The following is a 19170-nucleotide window of genomic DNA, read 5'->3' on the forward strand; positions in this document are numbered from 1 at the left end:
TAGTCGTGGGGAAGTTCAGGGTGACCAGGCGCGCGGCGGCACTCGCCGTGGCCGTGGCCGTGACAGCGGCACTGGCCGGGTGCGGCGGCGGAGGCTCGTACACCACCGTCGCCGACAAGATCAAGGGTGCCCGCACCGTCGTCGTCGGCACCAAATGGGACCAGCCGGGCCTGGGCATGCGCTCCGGCTCGGGCGATCCCCAGGGTTTCGACGTGGACGTCGCCCGCTACATCGTCGCCAACCTCGCCGGCGGCGCCAAGGTCAAGATCACCTGGCGCGAGTCGCCGTCGTCCACCCGCGAGGCGCTGCTTCAGAACGGCACCGTGGACATGATCGTCGCCTCCTACTCCATCACGGAGTCCCGCAAGCCCAAGGTCACCTTCGCCGGCCCGTACGTGATCGTGCCCCAGGACACCATGGTCAGGGCCGGCGACATGAGCATCAAGAAGGTGGAAGACCTGCGCGGCAAGCGGATCTGCCTGGCCGAGGGCTCGAACTCGTACCGGCGGATCGTCGACCCGCCGCCGGACGGCATGCTCGACCTGCCGGCCCAGCTGGTGCCCGCCGCGAACTACTCCGACTGCGTACGCAAGCTCGTCGAGGCCCGTCTCGACGCGGTCAGCACCGAGAACCTGACCCTGGCCGGGTACGCCGAGCACGACCCCGGCATGTTCCGGCTGCTCAACCAGCCGATCAGCTGGGAGAAGTGGGGCGTCGGCCTGAAGAAGGGCGACATCGAGACGTGCCAGGCGGTCAATCGCGCCATCGCCTCGATGTGGCGCGACGGGACGACGACGCGGCTGCTGAACAAGTGGTTCGGCCGCGCTGGCGTCGCACTCCCCTCCTCCCTGCCCCGCCCGGCCGGCTGCCCCTGAACCGCTCACGCGGGCTGAACTGTGGGGACAGCACCTCACGCCCGGCGATCTTCCGGCAGGATGCGGGGTATGCCTTTCTGGCCCTCCCCCATTTCGACCAGAGACGTGGCCGGCTCCGCCGTACGTCCCGGCTGGCCCACGCTCATGGACGGCCGGACGTGGTGGACCGAGGACCGTCCCGACGACGGCGGGCGTACCACGATCGTGTGCCGCGCCGCCGACGGCACCCGTCGTGACCTGCTACCCGCCCCCTGGTGCGCGCGCACCCGCGTTCACGAGTACGGCGGCCGCCCGTACGCGGTGACCCCCGAGGGGGAGGTGGTCTTCGCCAACCTGCAAGATCAGCGCCTCTACCTGTTGCCGGAAAACGGCGAACCGAAACCCGTCACTCCCCCGGGTTGCCGCTACGCGGATCCGTTGGTGCGCGACGGACAGGTGTGGTGCGTACGCGAGCACCACGCGGAGGACGGCAAGGTCACCAGAGCCGTCGTCTCCGTCCCCCTCGACGGCGGCGAGATCCGCGAATGGGCCACCGGCTGCGACTTCTACGCCTCTCCCACCATCTCCCCCGACGGACGACATCTCGCCTATGTCTGCTGGGATCACCCCCGCATGCCCTGGGACGGCACCGAGCTACGCGTCATCCGCCTCTCGGACGGCGACTCCTGGAAGGTGCGGGGCAGCGTCACCGAATCCGTCCTGGCCCCCGCCTGGAAGGACGACACCCGGCTCTACCTGGTCTCCGACTCCTCAGGCTGGTGGAACCTCTACGAGATCGGCGTGCACGGCGACGGGGCGCGAGCGCTCCACCCGGCCGAGGAGGAGTTCACGCTGCCGCCGTGGCGACTGGGCGGGATGCCGTACGCGATCCTCGCCGACGGCCGGCTCGCGGTCCTGCACGGGCGCGGCGACCTGCGACTCGGCCTGCTCGACCCCGCCTCAGGCACCCTCACCGACGTCGAGGCCCCGTACAGCGGCTGGGACGCCGACCTGGCCACCGACGGCACCGCCGTGACCGGCATCGCGTACGCCCCCACCACGCCTCGCTCGGTCGTGACCGTGAACCCGGCGACAGGCTCCCACCACCCCCTCGCCCCCACACCCTCCGCCCTGCCCAACCCCGCCTACCTGCCCGTCCCCCGCCCCGTACGAATCGGCGGCCCCGCAGATCAGACCGCACAGATCAGCGACACCACCCACCAAGACACACAGATCGGCTCCACCGCAGACCAGGCCACACGAATCGCCAGCACCACCCACCAGGACAGACGGAGCGGCGACACCATCCACCAAGACGCACGAATTGGCGACACCGCAGACCAAGACGTGCACGCCTTCCTTTACCCACCCCACACCGAAGCCTCGCCGCAGTCCGGCCCACCCCCTTACGTCGTCTTCGTGCACGGCGGCCCGACCGCTCACGCCGACACCGCGCTCGACCTGGAGAAGGCGTTCCTGACCTCGCGCGGCATCGGCGTCCTCGACCTCAACTACGGCGGCTCGACGGGTTACGGCAGGGCCTACCGCGACCGGCTCAAGGGCCAATGGGGGCTCGTGGACGTCCACGACACGATCGCCGCCGCACGGTGGCTGGCCGAGCAGGGCCTGGCCGACCCCGCCAGGATCGCCGTACGCGGGGGCAGCGCGGGCGGCTGGACGGTGATGGCGGCCTGCTGCAGCTCCGACGTGTTCGCCGGCGGCGTCTCCTACTACGGCGTCAGCGCACTCGCCCCGCTGGCCGCCCACACCCACGACTTCGAGTCACGCTACGTGGAGTGGCTGGTGGGTCCGGAAGATCCCCAGGTGTACGCCGCCAGAGAGCCCCTGGCCCTCGTGGACGGAGCCACCCGCCCCATGCTGCTCCTCCAGGGCCTAGACGACCCGGTGGTGCCACCCGAGCAATCGGCCGCCTTCGCCGACGCACTGTCCGAACGCGGGGTGCCGTGCACGTACCTGGCCTTCGAGGGCGAATCCCACGGCTTCCGCCGCACCGAAACCCGAGCAGCGGCCCTAGCCGCAGAACTTGCCTTCTACCAGCAAATCTTCATCTAACCCAAACCCCAAACCCCAGACCCCGAACCTCCGGCCCCCTGAACCTCGGCCCCGCAACCCCCGCGCCCCGAACCTCGGACTCGCGATCCTCGGACCCGCACCCCCCGCACTCCGAATCTCGCCCCCAAACCTCTCAGCCCCGCCCCCAACCACCCTGACCTCGAACCCTCGAACCTCGGACTCGCGACCCCCAAACCGCCAAACCTCGGATCCCGAACCTCTCAGACCCACGATCCCTAGACCCCGGAACCTAGGACCCGCGAACCTCAGCCCCCGCACCCCATACCCCCGGACCTCTAATCCCGGAATCCCGAACCTCTCGGCCTCGCACCCCCGAACGTCGGATCCCCAAACCCCGGACCTCGGATCCCTGAATCCCGGATCCCCGAACCGCTCAGACCCTTGAACCCCCAGACCCCCGACCCTGGCTACGCAGAACCCGACCATTCACGCGCACCCACACAAACACCTGCACCTAGCGGGCGAACTCGGTTGCCCGTGACTCCCGTACCACCGTGATCCGGATCTGCCCAGGGTAGGTCAGCTCCTCCTCCACCTGCTTGGCCACATCGCGCGCGATCACCTGAGCCTGGATGTCGTCGATCGCGTCGGGCTTGACCATGACCCGGATCTCCCGGCCCGCCTGCATGGCGAACACCTTCTCCACGCCCTCGTACGACTGCGCGATCTCCTCCAGCCGCTCCAGCCGCTTGACGTAAGCCTCCAGGGACTCGCGCCGCGCACCGGGACGGCTGCCGCTGATCGCGTCGGCGGCCTGCGTGAGCACCGCCTCGACGGTACGCACCTCGACCTCGTTGTGGTGCGCCTCGATGGCGTGCACCACGTCCTCCTCCTCGCCGTACCGGCGGGCGATCTCCGCGCCGATCAGCGCGTGACTGCCTTCGACCTCGTGCGTGAGCGCCTTGCCGATGTCGTGGAGCAGGGCGCAGCGCTTCATCAGCGTCTGGTTCATCTTCAGCTCGGCGGCCATGATCCCGGCGATGTGCGCGGACTCGATGAGGTGCTTGAGCACGTTCTGTCCGTACGAAGTCCGATAACGCAACTGCCCGAGCAGCAACGTCAGCTCGGGATGCATCTCGGTGATCCCCAGCTCGACGAGAGCGTCCTCACCGGCCCGCGCGCACAGGTCCTGCACTTCCTGGCGGCTGCGGTCGTGCGCCTCCTCGATGCGCTGCGGGTGGATGCGGCCGTCCAGCACTAGCTTCTCCAGCGTCAGCCGCGCCGTCTCCCTCCTGACCGGATCGAAGCACGACAGCAGCACCGCCTCCGGCGTGTCGTCGATGATCAGGTTGACCCCGGTCGTGGACTCGAACGCGCGGATGTTGCGCCCTTCGCGCCCGATGATCCGGCCCTTCATCTCGTCACCGGGCAGGTGCAGCACGCTGACGACCGACTCGGCCGTCTGCTCCGCCGCCAGCCGCTGCACGGCCAGCGTCACGATCTTCGTGGCTCGCTTCTCGCCCTCCTTGCGGGCGGCGCCCTCGATCTCCCTGATGATCAGCGCGGCCTCGCGCTTGGCCTGGTTCTCGATCTCCTTGACCAGCTCGTTCTTGGCCTGCTCGCCGGTGAGCCCGGCCACCCGCTCCAGGATGACCCGCCGCTCGTCCTCGACCTGGAGCAGCTCTTCCCGGCGGTCGGCCAGCTCGACCTCGGTCTCGGCCAGCTTCCTGTCCCGCTCGGACTGCCGCCTGGCCTCCTCGTCCAGCCGCTGCTCCCGCTCGGCCAGCCTGGCCTCGCGGCGTTCGAGGTCGGAGCGGAGCTCCTTGAGCTCGGACTTGAGTATCCGGCTCTCCTCCTCGACCTCCCGCCGCATCTGCGCGGCGCTCTCGGCGGCCGCCTCCGACCTGCGCAGAATCTCCTCGGCGTCGGTCTCCGCCTTGTGCCGGATCTCCCGCGCCTCTTCACGTGCCTGTTCAAGCTCCTCGTGCACGACGTGCACCTGCTCGGCACTCGGCTTGCCGGCGCGGGGCTGGCTGCCCGAAGTGCGCCGTATGACGACGAGGAGCGCCGCGATCATCCCGAACGCGAGCACGAGCACCGCCACCATCAGCACCACGACCAGCGGCCCCATGTACGCCCCGCCCTCCTCGCGTCGTCAAGAACTCATAACGCGGCCACAAAACGGGAGGGGTCACAGGCGCGCTGCGCAGAGCCCGGTCGGCGTCTTCACCAGTATCGATGTCAAGCCAAGACTGACCGGGCGTCGACTGCTCCAGCCGACACCTCGTCCGCCTCGATCATCCAAGCTCGTTCGTCCGTCGTTCACCGGTATGGCAATCCGCGCTGCGCGGAGTAACTCCTCACTGCCGTCGAGGTTATGCGTCGAACAGGTCACGAGCAAGCAAACGCGTCATCAAGCGTGTCTTACAGGCCCGCATCTCCACATCCAGCCCGATATCCCCCATTAGTGCCCGAATAGCCCAGTATGCGCCCCCGCTCCACCTCCCAATCCCCACCAACCCCGATAACCCACGCAACCCCGGCGGTGGTACGGCTTCTGCGGCCGCCGCACTCCCTTCAAGTCACCTCAAGGAACGACGCCCGCCGAGCAGAACGGCTCACACCCCACAGAACAGCGCGTCTCCACCCACTCCCCCTGATCCCGCCCAGGTCAGCAACGCGCAACACGACCGTTCCTCCCCACTCGGCACAACGCAACCCCGGGTCCGCCGGTACGGGACCCGCAGAGGCCCATGCAGCACTCGAACCACCACACAAAACGACCGACCAGCAGGGGGACGCCCGGAAGCGGAAGGTCGAGAAGCAGAAGACTGAGAGAAGCGGGGGCCGATCCCAAGCCCGGAGCCCGGAGCCCGGAAAATGTGGGAGAAGTGGAAGAAGAGGAGGACCGGAGGGCTCAAGGGTCAGGAGAAGTCTTCCTCGATCTCGATGCCCTCCTGCTCAAGCGCCTCCCGGATGACGCGGAAGGCCAGTCCGGAGGGATAGCCCTTGCGCGCGAGCATGCCGGCCAGCCGTCGCGTCCGTACCTGCGGGTCGAGGGACCGGGTGGAGGCGAGCTTACGTTCGACCAGCTTCCGGGCCGTCTCCGCTTCCTGGTCGGGGTCCAGTCGCTCGACGGCTTCGTTCACCGTGTCGCTGTCGACACCCCGATGACGCAACTCGGCCGCCAGCGCGCGCTTGGCCAGACCGCGACCGTGATGCCGCGAATCAACCCAAGCCTCGGCGAAGGCCTCATCGTTGATCAGCCCAAGCTCGGAGAACCGGCTCAGCACCGCCTCAGCGGCCTCCTCCGGCACGTCCCGCTTACGCAACGCCTCGGCGAGCTGAGCGCGGGTCTTGGGCGCCATGGTGAGCAGGCGCAGGCAGATGGCCCGAGCGACGGACTCCGGATCGGCATGCGCCTGCGCCCCGGCCGCACTCCCCTCATCCGGCCCCTCAGGCAACCACCCCCGCTTCCGACCACCGTTCCCATTCCGTCTACCGCCCCGACGCCCACCACCACGACCCCGAGCATTACCGCCACCGCCATAGGGCCAAGCATCGCCACCGGATGACCCGCCATCACCACCAGGCGGTCCACTTTCACTGCCACGCGGCCCAGCGTCGCTGCCGCGTAGTCCGCCTACACCACCGCCATACAGGCCGGCGTCACCGCCGCTAAACCCGCTCCCTTCGCCAGACGGCCAAGCTTCGCCACCGGATGACCCGGCTTCACCGCCATGCGGCCCAGCCTCGCCATCACGCGATCCGCCTACACCGCTGCTAAACCCGCTCCCATCGCCGGACGACCACGCGCCGCCACCAGACAGCCCGCTTTCACCGGCGGTCGGTTCACCTTCACCGCCATACGACCACCCAGCTTCGCCACCGTGCGGCCGGCCTGCACCGCCGTGCAGGGCGGCGTCACCATCGCTGGACCCGGTCTCACCGCCGTACGGCCGAGCATCGCTGCTGGACGACCCGATTCGGCCCCCGCGTGGCTCGGTTTCGCCGTCGTGGAAGCCGGCTTCGCTGTCGTGTGGTTCGGGTTCGCCGTTGCTTGATCTGCCAGAGCGGTTGCGGATGCGGCTTGATCTGCCGCGTTTTCCGTAAGCGTTGCCGAGTCGGTCCGTTCCTTCTTCGGGATCAGGCTCCCCCGAGCTTCCGCCCGAGCGTCCGGTCTCCTCACCAGGCCACCCGGCTGTGCCTTCGGGTCCGTCAGGTTCGCGATCGGACCATCGGGACCTCTTCCCGGAACGACCGGACTTTCTGCCGGATCCGCCGGAGCGGCGTCCCTTGGTCGGCCAGCCCGTGCCGCCGTCGTTCTGGTCGGGTGCGAACCAGCTGCTTCCGGCCAGCACCTTGGAGTGCCAGTCGTCCGCGGTTCCTGCCTTGGACCGGGCTTCGGCGGAGGGAGTGTCGCCGCGTGGATCTTGTGAGTCGTCCGGATGCGGCGGACCGTTCTGGGGACGTGGCAGGACGTCCTGGGCGCCCTCCTCATCACCGCCGGGATCCAGGGATGTGCTGGGTTCCGGGGATGGGCTCGTGGGAGTGGTGTCAGGAGCGGCCTGTTGGGTTGGGGGGGCTTCGTGGGGAGTGTCTGATTGTGGTTGTGAGGGCTCCGATGGTGGGGGGTTTGTGTCCGGCGGGGCGGCGGCGGAGGGTTCCGCCGCCTCGGCGGCGCGCAGGCGGATGCGTTGCTCGCGCCATTCGTCCACCGACGGCCAACCGTCCGTGGCCGAACGGGCCAGGTCGCGCCTGTGTGACGAAGTGGGCTCGGGCCGAGCGCCCCGGTCTGACGGAGGGGGCGCCTGCGAGCGATCCGTGCTGCTCATGCGTGGTCGATCAGACGTCACCCGGCTTCGGGGTGGACTTCGAGCCCCGACCCGAAGGAGCGGCGGCGGCCGGAGCCGGAGCGGCGGCCTCTGCGGCGGGAGCGTCGAGACGCGGGCCCACGCCCAGCTTGTCCTTGATCTTCTTCTCGATCTCGTTGGCCATGTCGGGGTGGTTCTTCAGGAAGTTGCGGGCGTTCTCCTTGCCCTGGCCGAGCTGGTCGCCCTCGTAGGTGTACCAGGCGCCGGACTTGCGGACGAAGCCGTGCTCCACACCCATGTCGATGAGGCCGCCCTCGCGGGAGATGCCCACCCCGTAGAGGATGTCGAAGTCGGCGACGCGGAAGGGCGGGGCCATCTTGTTCTTGACGACCTTGATCCTGGTGCGGTTGCCGACCGCCTCCGTGCCGTCCTTGAGGGTCTCGATGCGGCGGATGTCCATCCGGACCGAGGCGTAGAACTTCAGCGCCTTACCGCCGGTCGTGGTCTCGGGGCTGCCGAACATGACGCCGATCTTCTCGCGAAGCTGGTTGATGAAGATGGCGGTGGTGCTGGTGCTGCTGAGGGCGCCGGCGATCTTACGCAGCGCCTGGGACATGAGGCGGGCCTGGAGACCGACGTGGCTGTCGCCCATCTCGCCCTCGATCTCGGCCTTGGGCACCAGGGCCGCCACCGAGTCGATGACGATGATGTCGACGGCGCCGGACCTGATCAGCATGTCGGCGATCTCAAGCGCCTGCTCACCCGTGTCGGGCTGGGAGACCAGCAGAGCGTCGGTGTCGACCCCGAGCTTCTTGGCGTATTCGGGGTCGAGGGCGTGCTCGGCGTCGATGAACGCGGCGATGCCGCCGGCCCGCTGGGCGTTGGCCACCGCGTGGAGGGCGATCGTGGTCTTACCCGAGGACTCAGGACCGTAGATCTCCACGATGCGGCCGCGTGGCAGGCCGCCGATGCCGAGGGCGACGTCAAGGGAGATCGACCCCGTGGGGATCACCTCGATGGGAGCTCGGGCGTCGTCGCCCAGTCTCATGACGGAGCCCTTGCCGAACTGCCGCTCGATCTGAGCGAGCGCGGTCTCGAGGGCCTTCTCGCGGTCGTTGATAGCCATGGAACTCCCCCTGGAGGGTCGTGGTCCGATCAGTCGAGTGAAAGCTACGGCCTGCCACCGACAATTTCTGCCGCAGTCGGGGAAGACGTGACCCGGCTTTCATATCGTAGCCGAACGGCTGTTCGATCTCAGCAGGAACACGCAGGTCGTCATTGATCATCAGGCTCCTGGACCCCATTCGACTCGACACACACCGCTCAACGAACTGGTCGAGAGACTGGTGGATGAACTGGTCGAGGGCCAGGGCATGAGCTTGGGCTTGGGCTTGGGCTTGGGCTTGGGCTTGGGCTTGGGCTTGGGCTTGGGTGACATAGGTCCGGGTCGGCGACGGAGCTGGGGAGTGACTCTCGAAGGCTCGGGCTGTGGGTCGCAGGTCGAGGTCGGGTCGTGGGGCCGGGACTGTGCGGGTCCGGTGCTGGGGTCCTGGTCGGGTGGGCGGTCCTGGAGCCCTGGTCGGGTGGGCGGTCCTGGGGGTGGGCGGTGCTGGGGTGAGCGGGGGTGAGGGTGAACGGGCGCGGATGAGCGGGCGATTCGGACAGGTGCTGGGGGTGGAGGGCGGGGTGAGGACGGATGCGCGTCTGTAGAGAAACGGCGCTCCGATGATGTACGCGGGCGGTTGGGCACCGCGTGTTGTCAGGCGCGATGAGCTGGGGAGACTCAGTGCAGGGCGACAGTTGGAGGCGGCACGTGGCGAGCGGCTTCACCGGGGAACGACGTGTCCATCTCGAGGCTCTCGCCGACCTGCTGCCCGCCTACGGCCTGGTCAGCCGGATGGTCGGCGGTGAGGATCCGGTGTTGTGGGTGTGGCATCCCCGCACCGGCCGCCAGACGATCGTCTTCGCCACCCCCTCGAACAACGGATGGCAGCTGTTGTGGTCACCAGGCGGGCAGGGCTCCGCGGACGAGCTGGACCGTGCGGCCACCGCCCTTCGCCGGACGCTCGCCGTGGACGAGCCGGACCACGAAGACCACCCGGATCACGAAGACCACCCGGATCACGAAGATCGCCCGGACCGCCCGGACCGCTCCGGCCACCCTGACTAGCCTGACTAGAGCGTCGGTGGCCTTGCCGGCACCGCCGGGCGCCCATGTAGGTCGCGGTGCGCAGTCGGCGCGGCCGCCCCTCCGATACGGTCGCCCCTGCCGGTACGTGCCCCCACCAGTGCGGCCGACCGAGCCGATTCGGCCGCCCGCGTCCGTTCAGTCACCCGAGCGGTGCAACACCACCCGAGGCCCCAGAACGACTACAACCCGCCCCGATCACCGCAGCTTGGGCGACACGTCCTCCACCTGGCAGACCGCGCGCCACACCGTCTTCACACTCTCCCCGTCAGCCAGCGCCTGCATCACGGTCCGCCCGCCCAGAGGCGCGAGGACGTAGTCGCGGGCCCACGACTCGGCGTACGTCTCGCCGAAGTGGGCGTTCATCCGTCTCCAGAACTCCGTCAGGCGCATGGACTCAAGTATGGAATCCCCGGAGGTGTGGGTAGGACATCCTCATGCCAAAGACCCCCAAGTCTTCACCCCCGAAGACAGCCAGAACCAAGGCCAACAGAGCCAGACGCCGCCGGTTACTGCGCGCGCTGCGCCAGACCGTACATGAGGAGAAGGCGGAGCGCGCCGAGCGGCACGCGGGCATCAGACAGGCACCACGTGCGGGCAAGCCGCGTACGCGCAGGGCGTCGCGGCGTTAGGTCACATCACCCGCGCGCCGTACATCTCACCGAGATGGTCGGCGAGCAGTTCCAGGCGGGCGCCGTCGGGGTCCTTGAAGTAAATGGAGGCGCCGCTCTCTATCTGGTGCGGCACGCCGGCCATCTCCAGCTTCCCGCGCAGCCGCTCCCACGTGGCGGGGTCGACGGAGATCGCGATGTGGTGGAGCCCGCCGAGCACTTCCTGGTACGGCCCGAGGTCGAGGCCGGGGAAGTCGAAGAAGGCGAGCAGGTTGCCGTTGCCGATGTCGAAGAAGAAGTGGTTGGAGCCCTTGTAGTCGCGGTTTTCGATGATCTCCGTCAGCGGGAACTCCAGGAGTTCCTGGTAGAACGTGATGGTCCGTTCCACGTCGGAGGAGAGCAGGGCCATGTGGTGGAGACCGCGCGCGCTGCTCGATGGCCGGTGCGGTAACACGTAACGCTCTCGTATGTCCGTACGGCGGGCTTCGATGGCCGCGTAATCGATGGTCACGGTCGCTGTATGTCCACGCGGGCGGCCCCTCAATCGCACGGCGCCGGGCCAAATGGTTTTCTGTCGGTGGCGCGAGGCAGGATGGCTGGGTGAGCTCGCTAGCCCAGTTCAGCCAGGTGACCAGGCAATGGTTCACCGGAGCCTTCCAAGCTCCCACGGCCGCCCAGGAGGGGGCGTGGGAGTCGATCTCGCGTGGCGACAACACCCTCGTCGTCGCGCCCACCGGGTCGGGCAAGACGCTGGCCGCGTTCCTGTGGTCGCTCGACCGGCTGGCCGCCGAGCCGCGGCCCGAGCCCGGTCCGGGCGTTAAGGCGGGCACGCGCGTGCTCTACGTGTCGCCGCTCAAGGCGCTGGCCGTCGACGTCGAGCGTAACCTGCGCGCGCCGCTGGCCGGGTTGAAGCAGACGGCGCGCAGGCTGGGGCTGCCGGTGCCGGAGATCTCGGTGGCGATCAGGTCGGGCGACACCCCGGCCGAAGACCGCAGGCGGTTCGCGGCCAGGCCGTCCGACATCCTGATCACCACGCCGGAGTCGCTGTTCCTGCTGCTCACCAGCCAGGCGCGGGAGGCGCTGCGGAGCGTGGAGACGGTGATCGTGGACGAGGTGCACGCGGTCGCGGGCACCAAGCGCGGCGCTCACCTGGCCATCACTCTCGAACGGCTCGACGCCCTGCTCGACCGGCCGGCGCAGCGGATCGGGCTGTCGGCGACCGTGCGGCCGGTGAGCGAGGTGGCCGCGTTCCTGGGCGGGGCGCGACCGGCCACCGTGGTGCAGCCGCCGTCGGACAAGCGGATCGAGGTCGAGGTCGTCGTTCCCGTCGAGGACATGACGGAGATGGAGGGGCGGCCGCGCGGGGAGCCTGCGGAGGAGGAGTTCGCGCCCGAGCCGGCCAACCGGTCGATCTGGCCGCACGTGGAGGAGCGGCTGTTCGACCTGATCGAGGCGCACAGCTCCACGATCGTGTTCGCCAACTCGCGGCGGCTGGCCGAACGGCTGTGCACCCGGCTCAACGAGCTGGCCTACGAACGCGAGCACGGCGCCGCCGCCGAGGCCGTCGACCTGTCGATCTGGGAGACGGGCCCGGCCGTTGAACCGGGCCTGAACGCGGGGCCGACCGACGGCGACTCGATGGGCAGGACCGACTCGAAGGGCGGGGTCGGGTCGAGAACTGAGGGTGGGGCCGGGAACGCGGGCGACCGGGGGCCGCGGGAGCCGTCTCAGAGGTCCGGGCCGGTCAGGCGGATGCCCGCCGACATGATGGCGCAGGCCGGATCCGGCGGGGGCGTCGTGTCGGAGATCGTACGCGCTCACCACGGCTCGGTCTCCAAGGAGGAACGGGCGCAGATCGAGGAGGCGCTGAAGTCGGGCCGCCTGCCGGCCGTGGTCGCCACCTCCAGCCTGGAGCTGGGCATCGACATGGGCGCGGTCGACCTGGTCGCCTGCGTGGAGGCGCCGCCGAGCGTGGCCAGCGGGCTGCAGCGCATCGGGCGGGCGGGCCACCAGGTGGGCGCGGTGTCCAGGGGGGTCATCTTCCCGAAATACCGTGGCGATCTGGTGCAGACGGCAGTGGTGGCCGAACGGATGAAGAGCGGGCTGATCGAGGAGCTGCGCTATCCGCGTAATCCGCTCGACGTGCTGGCCCAGCAGATCGTGGCGATGACCGCGCTCGACGAGTGGACGGTCGACGAGCTCGAAGAGGTGGTCAAGCGGGCCGCCCCTTATGCGACGCTGCCGAGGAGCGCGCTGGAGGCCACGCTCGACATGCTGGCCGGGCGTTACCCGAGCGAGGAGTTCGCCGAGCTGCGCCCGCGCATCGTGTGGGACCGGGTGACCGGCACCCTGCAAGGGCGGCCGGGCGCGCAGCGGCTGGCGGTCACCAACGGCGGCACGATCCCCGACCGCGGCCTGTTCGGCGTCTTCCTGGTGGGCGAGCGGGCCTCCAGGGTGGGCGAGCTGGACGAGGAGATGGTCTACGAGTCGCGCGTCGGCGACGTGTTCGTGCTGGGCGCGACCTCCTGGCGGATCGAGGACATCACGGCCGACCGGGTGCTCGTCTCCCCCGCGCCTGGCCAGCCGGGCAAGCTGCCGTTCTGGCACGGCGACGCGCCGGGCCGGCCGGCCGAGCTGGGGCGGGCGATCGGGCAGTTCCTGCGCGAACAGGCCAAACAGGATTCCACCGAACGGATGCGCGCCGCGGGCCTCGACGAGTTCGCCTCGGGCAACCTGCTGTCCTACCTCAAGGAGCAGCGCGAGGCGACCGGCTATGTGCCCGACGACCGTACTCTGCTGGTCGAACGCTTCCACGACGAGCTCGGCGACTGGCGGGTGGTGATCCACTCCCCCTACGGCGCGCGGGTCCATGCCCCGTGGGCGCTGGCGATCAACCGGCGGCTGCGCGAGCGTTACGGCATCGACGTGCAGGCCGTCCACTCCGACGACGGCATCGTGCTGCGCATCCCCGACACGCTGGCCGAGCCGCCGACCGACGTGGCGGCGTTCGACGCCGAGGAGATCGAGCAGATCGTCACCGAGGAGCTGGGCGGATCGGCCATGTTCGCCTCCCGGTTCAGGGAGTGCGCGGGCCGGGCGCTGCTGCTGCCGCGCCGCACGCCGGGACGGCGCAGCCCGCTGTGGCAGCAGCGGCAGCGCGCCGCCCATCTGCTGGGCGTGGCCTCTCAGTACGCCTCGTTCCCGATCGTGCTGGAGACGATGCGCGAGTGCCTCCAGGACGTCTTCGACGTGCCTGGCCTGGTGCGGCTCATGCGTGACATCGCCGCGCGCAGGGTGCGGCTGGTGGAGGTGGAGACCTCGCAGGCCTCACCGTTCGCGGCCTCGCTGCTGTTCCACTACGTAGGCGCGTTCATGTACGAGGGAGACGCGCCGCTGGCCGAACGCCGGGCGCAGGCCCTGGCGCTGGACACCACGCTGCTGGCCGAGCTGCTCGGCCAGGCCGACCTGCGCGAGCTGCTCGACCCCGACGTGATCTCCGACAGCGAACGCGAGCTGGCCAGGCTCGACCGGCCGCTGCGCGATCTGGAGGACCTCGCCGACCTGCTGCGCTCGCACGGGCCGCTGCTGGCGCCCGACGTGAGCGTGCGCGGCGGCGATCCCGCCTGGCTGGAGGAGCTCGAACGGGCCCGGCGGGCGATCAGGGTCCGCATCGCGGGCGAGGAGCAGTGGGCGGCCATCGAGGACGCGGCCCGCATGCGTGACGCGCTGGGCGTGCCGCCGCCCGTTGGGGTGCCGCACGCCTTCCTGGAGCCGGTGCCCGATCCGCTGGCCGACCTCGTCGCTCGGCACGCCCGCACGCGCGGGCCCTTCCACGCCGACACGGCGGCCGCCAGGTTCGGGCTCGGCGTGGCCGTGGTGAGCGACGCGCTGCGGCGGCTGGCCGCGACCGGGCGGGTCGTCAACGGCGAGTTCCGGCCGGGCGGGCGCGGCGAGGAATGGTGCGACGCGGGCGTGCTGCGGATGTTGCGCCGCAGGTCGCTGGCCAGGCTGCGCAAGGAGGTCGAGCCGGTCGCCTCCGAGACGCTCGCGCTGTTCCTGCCCGCCTGGCACGGCGTCACCGGCTCCGGCACGGGAAGCGGTGGCGGCGGGCCGCGCGGTGAGGCGATCGGCGCGGCCCGGGCCATGGACTCCCTCGTCCGCGCCATCGAACAACTTCAAGGTGCCGCCGTGCCCGCCTCGGCGCTGGAGACCCTGGTGCTGCCGTCGCGGGTGCCCGCCTACCATCCGGCGCTGCTCGACGAGCTGACCTCGGCGGGCGACGTGATGTGGGTAGGTCAGGGCTCGCTGCCCGGCGGTGACGGATGGGTGTCGCTCTACTTCGCCGACACGGCGCCGCTGCTGATGCCCGAACCCGCCGAGATCACCGTGACGCCGGTGCACGAGCGGGTGCTGGAGCTGCTCGGCGGGGGTGGGGCGCTGTTCTTCCGCGGGATCTCCGACCAGGTCGGCTCGCTGGACGACGCGACCTTGGTGTCCGCGCTGTGGGACTTGGTGTGGGCGGGGCGGATCTCCGGCGACACCCTCGCACCGCTGCGGGCCACGCTCGGCACCGGACGTCCCGCGCACCGGCCGGCCACGACGCGGCGGCGCCGGGCCGTACTGCCCAGCCGCAGCGGGCCGCCGACGGTGGCCGGCCGGTGGTGGCTGCTGCCCTCCCCCGCCGACGACGCGACCCAGCGCGCCCACGCCCAGGCCGAGGTGCTGCTCGAACGGCACGGCGTGGTGACGCGGGGGGCGGTGACGTCGGAACGGTTGCCCGGCGGGTTCACGCCTGTTTATCAGGTGCTGCGGGCGTACGAGGAGAGCGGGCGGTGCCGCAGGGGGTACTTCGTCGAAGGGCTCGGCGGCGCGCAGTTCGCGTTGCCGGGGGCGGTGGACCGCATGCGCGCCATGGCGCCGGGCATAGCACCGACCTCCCAGCCCGCCCCCGGGACGGCCAAGGCGGGTGGCGGGCGGCGGGCCGTGGTGCTGGCGTCCGCGGATCCGGCCAGCCCGTACGGCGCCGCGCTTCCCTGGCCGCAGCGTCCCGGCGACGTCGGGCACAAACCGGGCAGGAAGGCGGGCGCGCTCGTCGTGCTGGTGGACGGTCATCTGGTGCTCTACGTGGAACGTGGCGGCAAGACGCTGCTGTCGTTCACCGATGGCGACCGGCTGCAGCCGGCGGTGGACGCGCTGGCCCTGGCCGTACGTGACGGGGCGCTGGGGAAGCTGACGGTGGAGCGGGCCGACGGCGCCTCCATCGTGGACTCCCCGCTGGCCGCGGCCCTGGAGGCGGCCGGCTTCCATCCGACGCCACGCGGGCTGCGGCTGCGGGCCTGAGCGAAGGGGCGGCGCCCAGTGGTGGTGGGCGCCGTCCAGTGCCGCGGTCGCCCTGGCTGAGGCATTCGCCGGCGAACCTGCGGACCAGCGCGTATCCGCCTTGACGGCGTGACTTCTCGGACCTGATCATCCCGATGGCTGGCTGCTCTTCCAAAAATTTGAATGACCGTTTAAAGTTCTGCCTGTGCAGCCAGAAAGTCGCACGTTCATTGAAGAGGCCCGCCGGGCCCAGATCATCGCGTGTGCCATCGAAGTGATCGCCGAGCACGGCTACGCCCACGCCACCATGGCCAGGATCGCCAAGCAGGCGAAGATCAGCAGCGGCGTGATCTCGTATCACTTCGGCGGGAAGGACCAGCTCATCCAGGCCGTCGTCGCGGAGGTGGCCAAGCTGGCCATCGACCTGATGCTCCCGCGCATCCTGGCACAGCCCTCCGCGACGGAGGCGCTGCACGCGTACATCGAGGGCAACCTCGAGTTCATGCGGCTGCACCGCAAGCCCCTCCTGGCGCTGGTGGAGATCGTCACGCACGCCCAAGGCGGGGAAAGCGGCCAGGGGCCGTACGCCGAGCAGGCCGAGGTGGCCATCACCGACCTGGAGAAGATCCTGGACTGGGGCCGACGGACCGGCGAGTTCCGCGACTTCCACCAGCGGACCATGGCCATCGCCATCCGGGGAGCCATCGACGCCGTGCCGGGGCGTCTCCTTCACGACCCCGACTTCGACCTCGACCTGCTCACCCGTGAGCTGGTCACCACCTTCACCATCGCGACCAGGAGACAACCATGACAGCGGCCTTGCAGATCAAGGGCTTAGCCAAGACCTTCGGCGACAAAACCGCCGTGGACCACATCGATCTGACCGTCCCCCAGGGTTCCTTCTACGGCCTGGTCGGGCAGAACGGCGCGGGCAAGACGACCACGCTGTCCATGGCGGTCGGCCTGCTGCGGCCCGACGCGGGAGCGGCGTGGATCTTCGGCTCGAACGTCTGGTCCGACCCGGGGAAGGCCAAGCAGCTCGTCGGCGTGCTGCCGGATGGCCTGGCGATGCCCGAGCGGCTCACCGGGCGTGAGGTGCTCACCTATCTCGGCCTGCTGCGCGGGCTGAGCAAGGAGGTGGTGGCCGAGCGGGCCGAGGAGCTGCTGTCGGTGCTGGAGCTGGACAGCGCGGAGAAGACACTCGTCATCGAGTACTCCACGGGCATGCGCAAGAAGATCGCTCTGGCCACGGCACTGTTGCACGCGCCCAAGTTGCTGGTGCTGGACGAGCCGTTCGAGGCGGTGGACCCGGTCTCGGCGGCGACGATCAAGACGATCCTGCGCGGCTTCGTGGCAGGCGGCGGCTCGATCGTGCTGTCCAGCCACGTGATGGCGCTGGTCGAGCAGCTCTGCGACCACGTGGGCGTGATCGACAAGGGCCGGGTGGCGGCGGCCGGCACGCTGGACGAGGTACGCGGCACGGCCACGCTCGAGGACAGGTTCGTGGAACTGGTCGGCTCCGGCACCACCGCGACCAAGGGGCTGTCATGGCTGTAGCCGTCACCATGGCCCAGATGAAGCTCGCGATCCTGCGCCATTCGCTGAAGGGCGACAAGGGCACCATGATGGCCTCGGGCGGCACGCTCGGCCTGGTGCTCGCTGCGGGCACGATCTACCTGGCCTTCCTGGAGGGCGACTGGCTGGCCGCCGCGCTCGCGGTGTGGATGCTGGGCTGGATCATCGGCCCCGTCTTCTCCGGCGGCGGTGACGAGACGCTGCGCCCGGAGTTCTTCTCCCTGATAGGGCTGCCCCCGTGGCGGCTGGCGACCGCGCTGCTGGTGTCGGCGTTCGTGGGCGTGGCCCCGGTGATCGGCCTGATCGCGCTGGCCGGTCTTGTCGTCGCGGCCACGTCACCGGTGAACGCGCTCGTGGCGGTGCCGGCGATGGTGTTGCAGCTGGCGGTGTTCGTGCTGCTGTCGAAGGTGGCGGTGGCGCTGCTGGGCATCGCGCTGCGTTCGCGGGCAGGGGCGATCGGCGCGGGCCTGCTCAACGGTGTGGTGCTGGCCTTCCTGGGCCAGGCGTGGGTGTTCGCGGTGGCGTTCGGGCAGGGCGCGCAGATCCCGGAGTTCGTCCGCTACCTGCCGTCCGGCTGGGGGCTGCTCGCCGTCCAGGGCGACTATCTGGCGCTGGCCGCGATGGTCGTGCTCATCGCGCTGCTGCTGGCGACGTGGGCGGGGCTGCTGACCCGCCGGGCGGGCGCGAACCGGCCCTCGACCCGCGGCCGGCGGCCGATGCGGGCCCGCAACGGCCGGGAGGCGGTGGTGGCCAAGGAGCTGCGTACCTGGTCGCGGGACCTGGTGCGCAACCACCAGCTCACGTTCGCCCTCGCCTACGGGGTGTTCTTCGCGAGCGCGCCGCTCGTGCTGGGCTGGACGGACATGCTGCCCTGGGCGGCCCCGATCTTCATCGTCATGGCGGCCTCGATGACCTCCAACCTGTACGGCACCGACGGCACCTCCCTCTGGCTCGCCCTGATGACGCCTGGTTCGTCCGACGTGCGGGGCAGGCAACTGGCCTGGCTGGTGATGGTGGGCCCGGTGGCGGTGCTGGTGGCGGTGGCGTGCACGCTGATCACCGGCGGCCCGTGGGCGGTGATCCTGACGGCCACGGCCGCGCTGCTCGGCGGCGGCGCGGGGCTGGTGCCGCTCATCTCGGTGTACGCGCTGGTGCCCGGCACCGACCCGCAGAACCGGGGCGGCAACCCGCTGCGTACGAGCGAGGAAGACGGCGCCCTGACGGGGCTCGCGTACCTGATGATGGTGCTCGTAGCCCTGACCGGCGCGCCGGCCATCGCCGTCGCGACACTGTACGGCTGGTGGGGTGTCGCGGCCGGGCTGGCCACCGGCGCGCTGTGCTACTGGGGCCTGGGCCTGCTGGCGGATCGGCGGCTGGCGGCCCGCGGGCCGGAGCTGCTGCACCTCATGCGTACGGGACGCAGGCCGGAGAGCCCCAAGCCGTCCGCGTTCAAGCTGCCCGACATGCCGACGTCGCATCGGGCGATCGTGATGATCTGCTGGTCGCTGGGCGCGATCCCGCTGTTCCCGCAGGGCGTCGTGGCGGCGGTCATGGTCTCCAACGGGCAGCTCCGGCACTCCTGGTTCCTGGCCACGTACATGGAGCCCGGGTTGCGCTGGCCGGTGGCGATCGGCTTCGTCCTGCTCGGCCTGACCATGTACGGCACGGGCCTGTGGCTCCCGCACCGGGCGAAGAAGAAGGCGGCGGCCGGGTAAGAAGTTCGACGGTCTCCGGGAGGCGGCCAGGGAGGTGACGGACGCCGACCGGTACCCCGG

At 70.1% G+C, this 19170-nt stretch carries 12 protein-coding genes; 7 read left to right on the top strand and 5 right to left on the bottom strand.

Going from position 1 to position 19170, the window contains the following annotated elements; translation table 11 throughout:
* Window positions 1–20: 20 nt before the first annotated feature.
* Both AB0C27_RS03890 and AB0C27_RS03895 read left to right on the top strand, forming a co-directional pair.
* Complete coding sequence (locus tag AB0C27_RS03890; RefSeq protein WP_357837367.1) at window positions 21–875, top strand: glutamate ABC transporter substrate-binding protein; 855 nt, start codon at window positions 21–23, stop codon at window positions 873–875.
* Window positions 876–944: 69 nt separating this feature from the next.
* Window positions 945–2927: a prolyl oligopeptidase family serine peptidase gene (locus AB0C27_RS03895; RefSeq protein WP_357837371.1), complete on the top strand. Its 1983-nt coding sequence runs from the start codon at window positions 945–947 to the stop codon at window positions 2925–2927.
* Between the two features lie 475 nt (window positions 2928–3402).
* Here AB0C27_RS03895 and rny read toward each other — a convergent pair whose 3' ends face one another.
* From rny to recA, 3 genes are all read right to left on the bottom strand, one after another.
* Window positions 3403–5019 carry a ribonuclease Y gene (gene rny / locus AB0C27_RS03900; protein ID WP_357837374.1) on the bottom strand — a complete coding sequence of 539 codons (1617 nt, stop codon included), beginning with the start codon at window positions 5017–5019 and terminating at the stop codon, window positions 3403–3405.
* 793 nt (window positions 5020–5812) lie between these two features.
* Entirely contained in the window at window positions 5813–7723 is a 1911-nt protein-coding gene (locus AB0C27_RS03905; RefSeq protein WP_357837377.1) for a RecX family transcriptional regulator, read from the bottom strand.
* Window positions 7724–7733: 10 nt separating this feature from the next.
* A complete protein-coding gene (recA, locus tag AB0C27_RS03910) occupies window positions 7734–8828 on the bottom strand; it encodes a recombinase RecA (protein WP_357837380.1) in 1095 nt (364 codons plus the stop codon).
* A 660-nt stretch (window positions 8829–9488) separates the two neighbouring features.
* Between recA and AB0C27_RS03915 the strand changes: the two genes are divergently transcribed.
* A complete protein-coding gene (locus tag AB0C27_RS03915) occupies window positions 9489–9872 on the top strand; it encodes a hypothetical protein (RefSeq protein ID WP_357837382.1) in 384 nt (127 codons plus the stop codon).
* A gap of 216 nt (window positions 9873–10088) precedes the next feature.
* On the opposite strand, the gene AB0C27_RS03920 is transcribed toward AB0C27_RS03915, so the two are convergent.
* Complete coding sequence (locus AB0C27_RS03920) at window positions 10089–10283, bottom strand: DUF3046 domain-containing protein (protein WP_357837385.1); 195 nt, start codon at window positions 10281–10283, stop codon at window positions 10089–10091.
* 240 nt (window positions 10284–10523) lie between these two features.
* Window positions 10524–11012: a VOC family protein gene (locus AB0C27_RS03925; RefSeq protein ID WP_357837388.1), complete on the bottom strand. Its 489-nt coding sequence runs from the start codon at window positions 11010–11012 to the stop codon at window positions 10524–10526.
* Between the two features lie 89 nt (window positions 11013–11101).
* Between AB0C27_RS03925 and AB0C27_RS03930 the strand changes: the two genes are divergently transcribed.
* The 4 genes from AB0C27_RS03930 to AB0C27_RS03945 all read left to right on the top strand — a co-directional run bounded on the left by AB0C27_RS03930 (window position 11102) and on the right by AB0C27_RS03945 (window position 19110).
* Window positions 11102–15841, top strand: a complete 4740-nt coding sequence (locus tag AB0C27_RS03930; RefSeq protein ID WP_357837391.1) for a DEAD/DEAH box helicase — start codon at window positions 11102–11104, stop codon at window positions 15839–15841.
* A gap of 184 nt (window positions 15842–16025) precedes the next feature.
* Window positions 16026–16631 carry a TetR/AcrR family transcriptional regulator gene (locus tag AB0C27_RS03935; RefSeq protein ID WP_357837394.1) on the top strand — a complete coding sequence of 202 codons (606 nt, stop codon included), beginning with the start codon at window positions 16026–16028 and terminating at the stop codon, window positions 16629–16631.
* Window positions 16628–17377, top strand: a complete 750-nt coding sequence (locus AB0C27_RS03940) for an ABC transporter ATP-binding protein (protein WP_357837397.1) — start codon at window positions 16628–16630, stop codon at window positions 17375–17377. Before AB0C27_RS03935 ends, AB0C27_RS03940 begins: the two co-directional genes overlap by 4 nt.
* On the top strand, window positions 17368–19110 hold the full coding sequence (locus AB0C27_RS03945; RefSeq protein ID WP_357837400.1) for a hypothetical protein: 1743 nt from the start codon (window positions 17368–17370) through the stop codon (window positions 19108–19110). Before AB0C27_RS03940 ends, AB0C27_RS03945 begins: the two co-directional genes overlap by 10 nt.
* Window positions 19111–19170 lie beyond the last annotated feature (60 nt).

The sequence above is a fragment of the Nonomuraea sp. NPDC048882 genome, from assembly GCF_040649755.1.
Classification (GTDB): domain Bacteria; phylum Actinomycetota; class Actinomycetes; order Streptosporangiales; family Streptosporangiaceae; genus Nonomuraea; species Nonomuraea maheshkhaliensis.

Excerpts from the sequence above, each read along its gene's own strand:
- AB0C27_RS03945 (WP_357837400.1), top strand. The coding sequence starts at position 17,368 with ATGGCTGTAGCCGTCACCATGGCCCAGATGAAGCTCGCGATCCTGCGC.
- rny (WP_357837374.1), bottom strand. The coding sequence starts at position 5,019 with ATGGGGCCGCTGGTCGTGGTGCTGATGGTGGCGGTGCTCGTGCTCGCG.
- AB0C27_RS03905 (WP_357837377.1), bottom strand. The coding sequence starts at position 7,723 with ATGAGCAGCACGGATCGCTCGCAGGCGCCCCCTCCGTCAGACCGGGGC.
- AB0C27_RS03940 (WP_357837397.1), top strand. The coding sequence starts at position 16,628 with ATGACAGCGGCCTTGCAGATCAAGGGCTTAGCCAAGACCTTCGGCGAC.
- recA (WP_357837380.1), bottom strand. The coding sequence starts at position 8,828 with ATGGCTATCAACGACCGCGAGAAGGCCCTCGAGACCGCGCTCGCTCAG.
- AB0C27_RS03920 (WP_357837385.1), bottom strand. The coding sequence starts at position 10,283 with ATGCGCCTGACGGAGTTCTGGAGACGGATGAACGCCCACTTCGGCGAG.
- AB0C27_RS03895 (WP_357837371.1), top strand. The coding sequence starts at position 945 with ATGCCTTTCTGGCCCTCCCCCATTTCGACCAGAGACGTGGCCGGCTCC.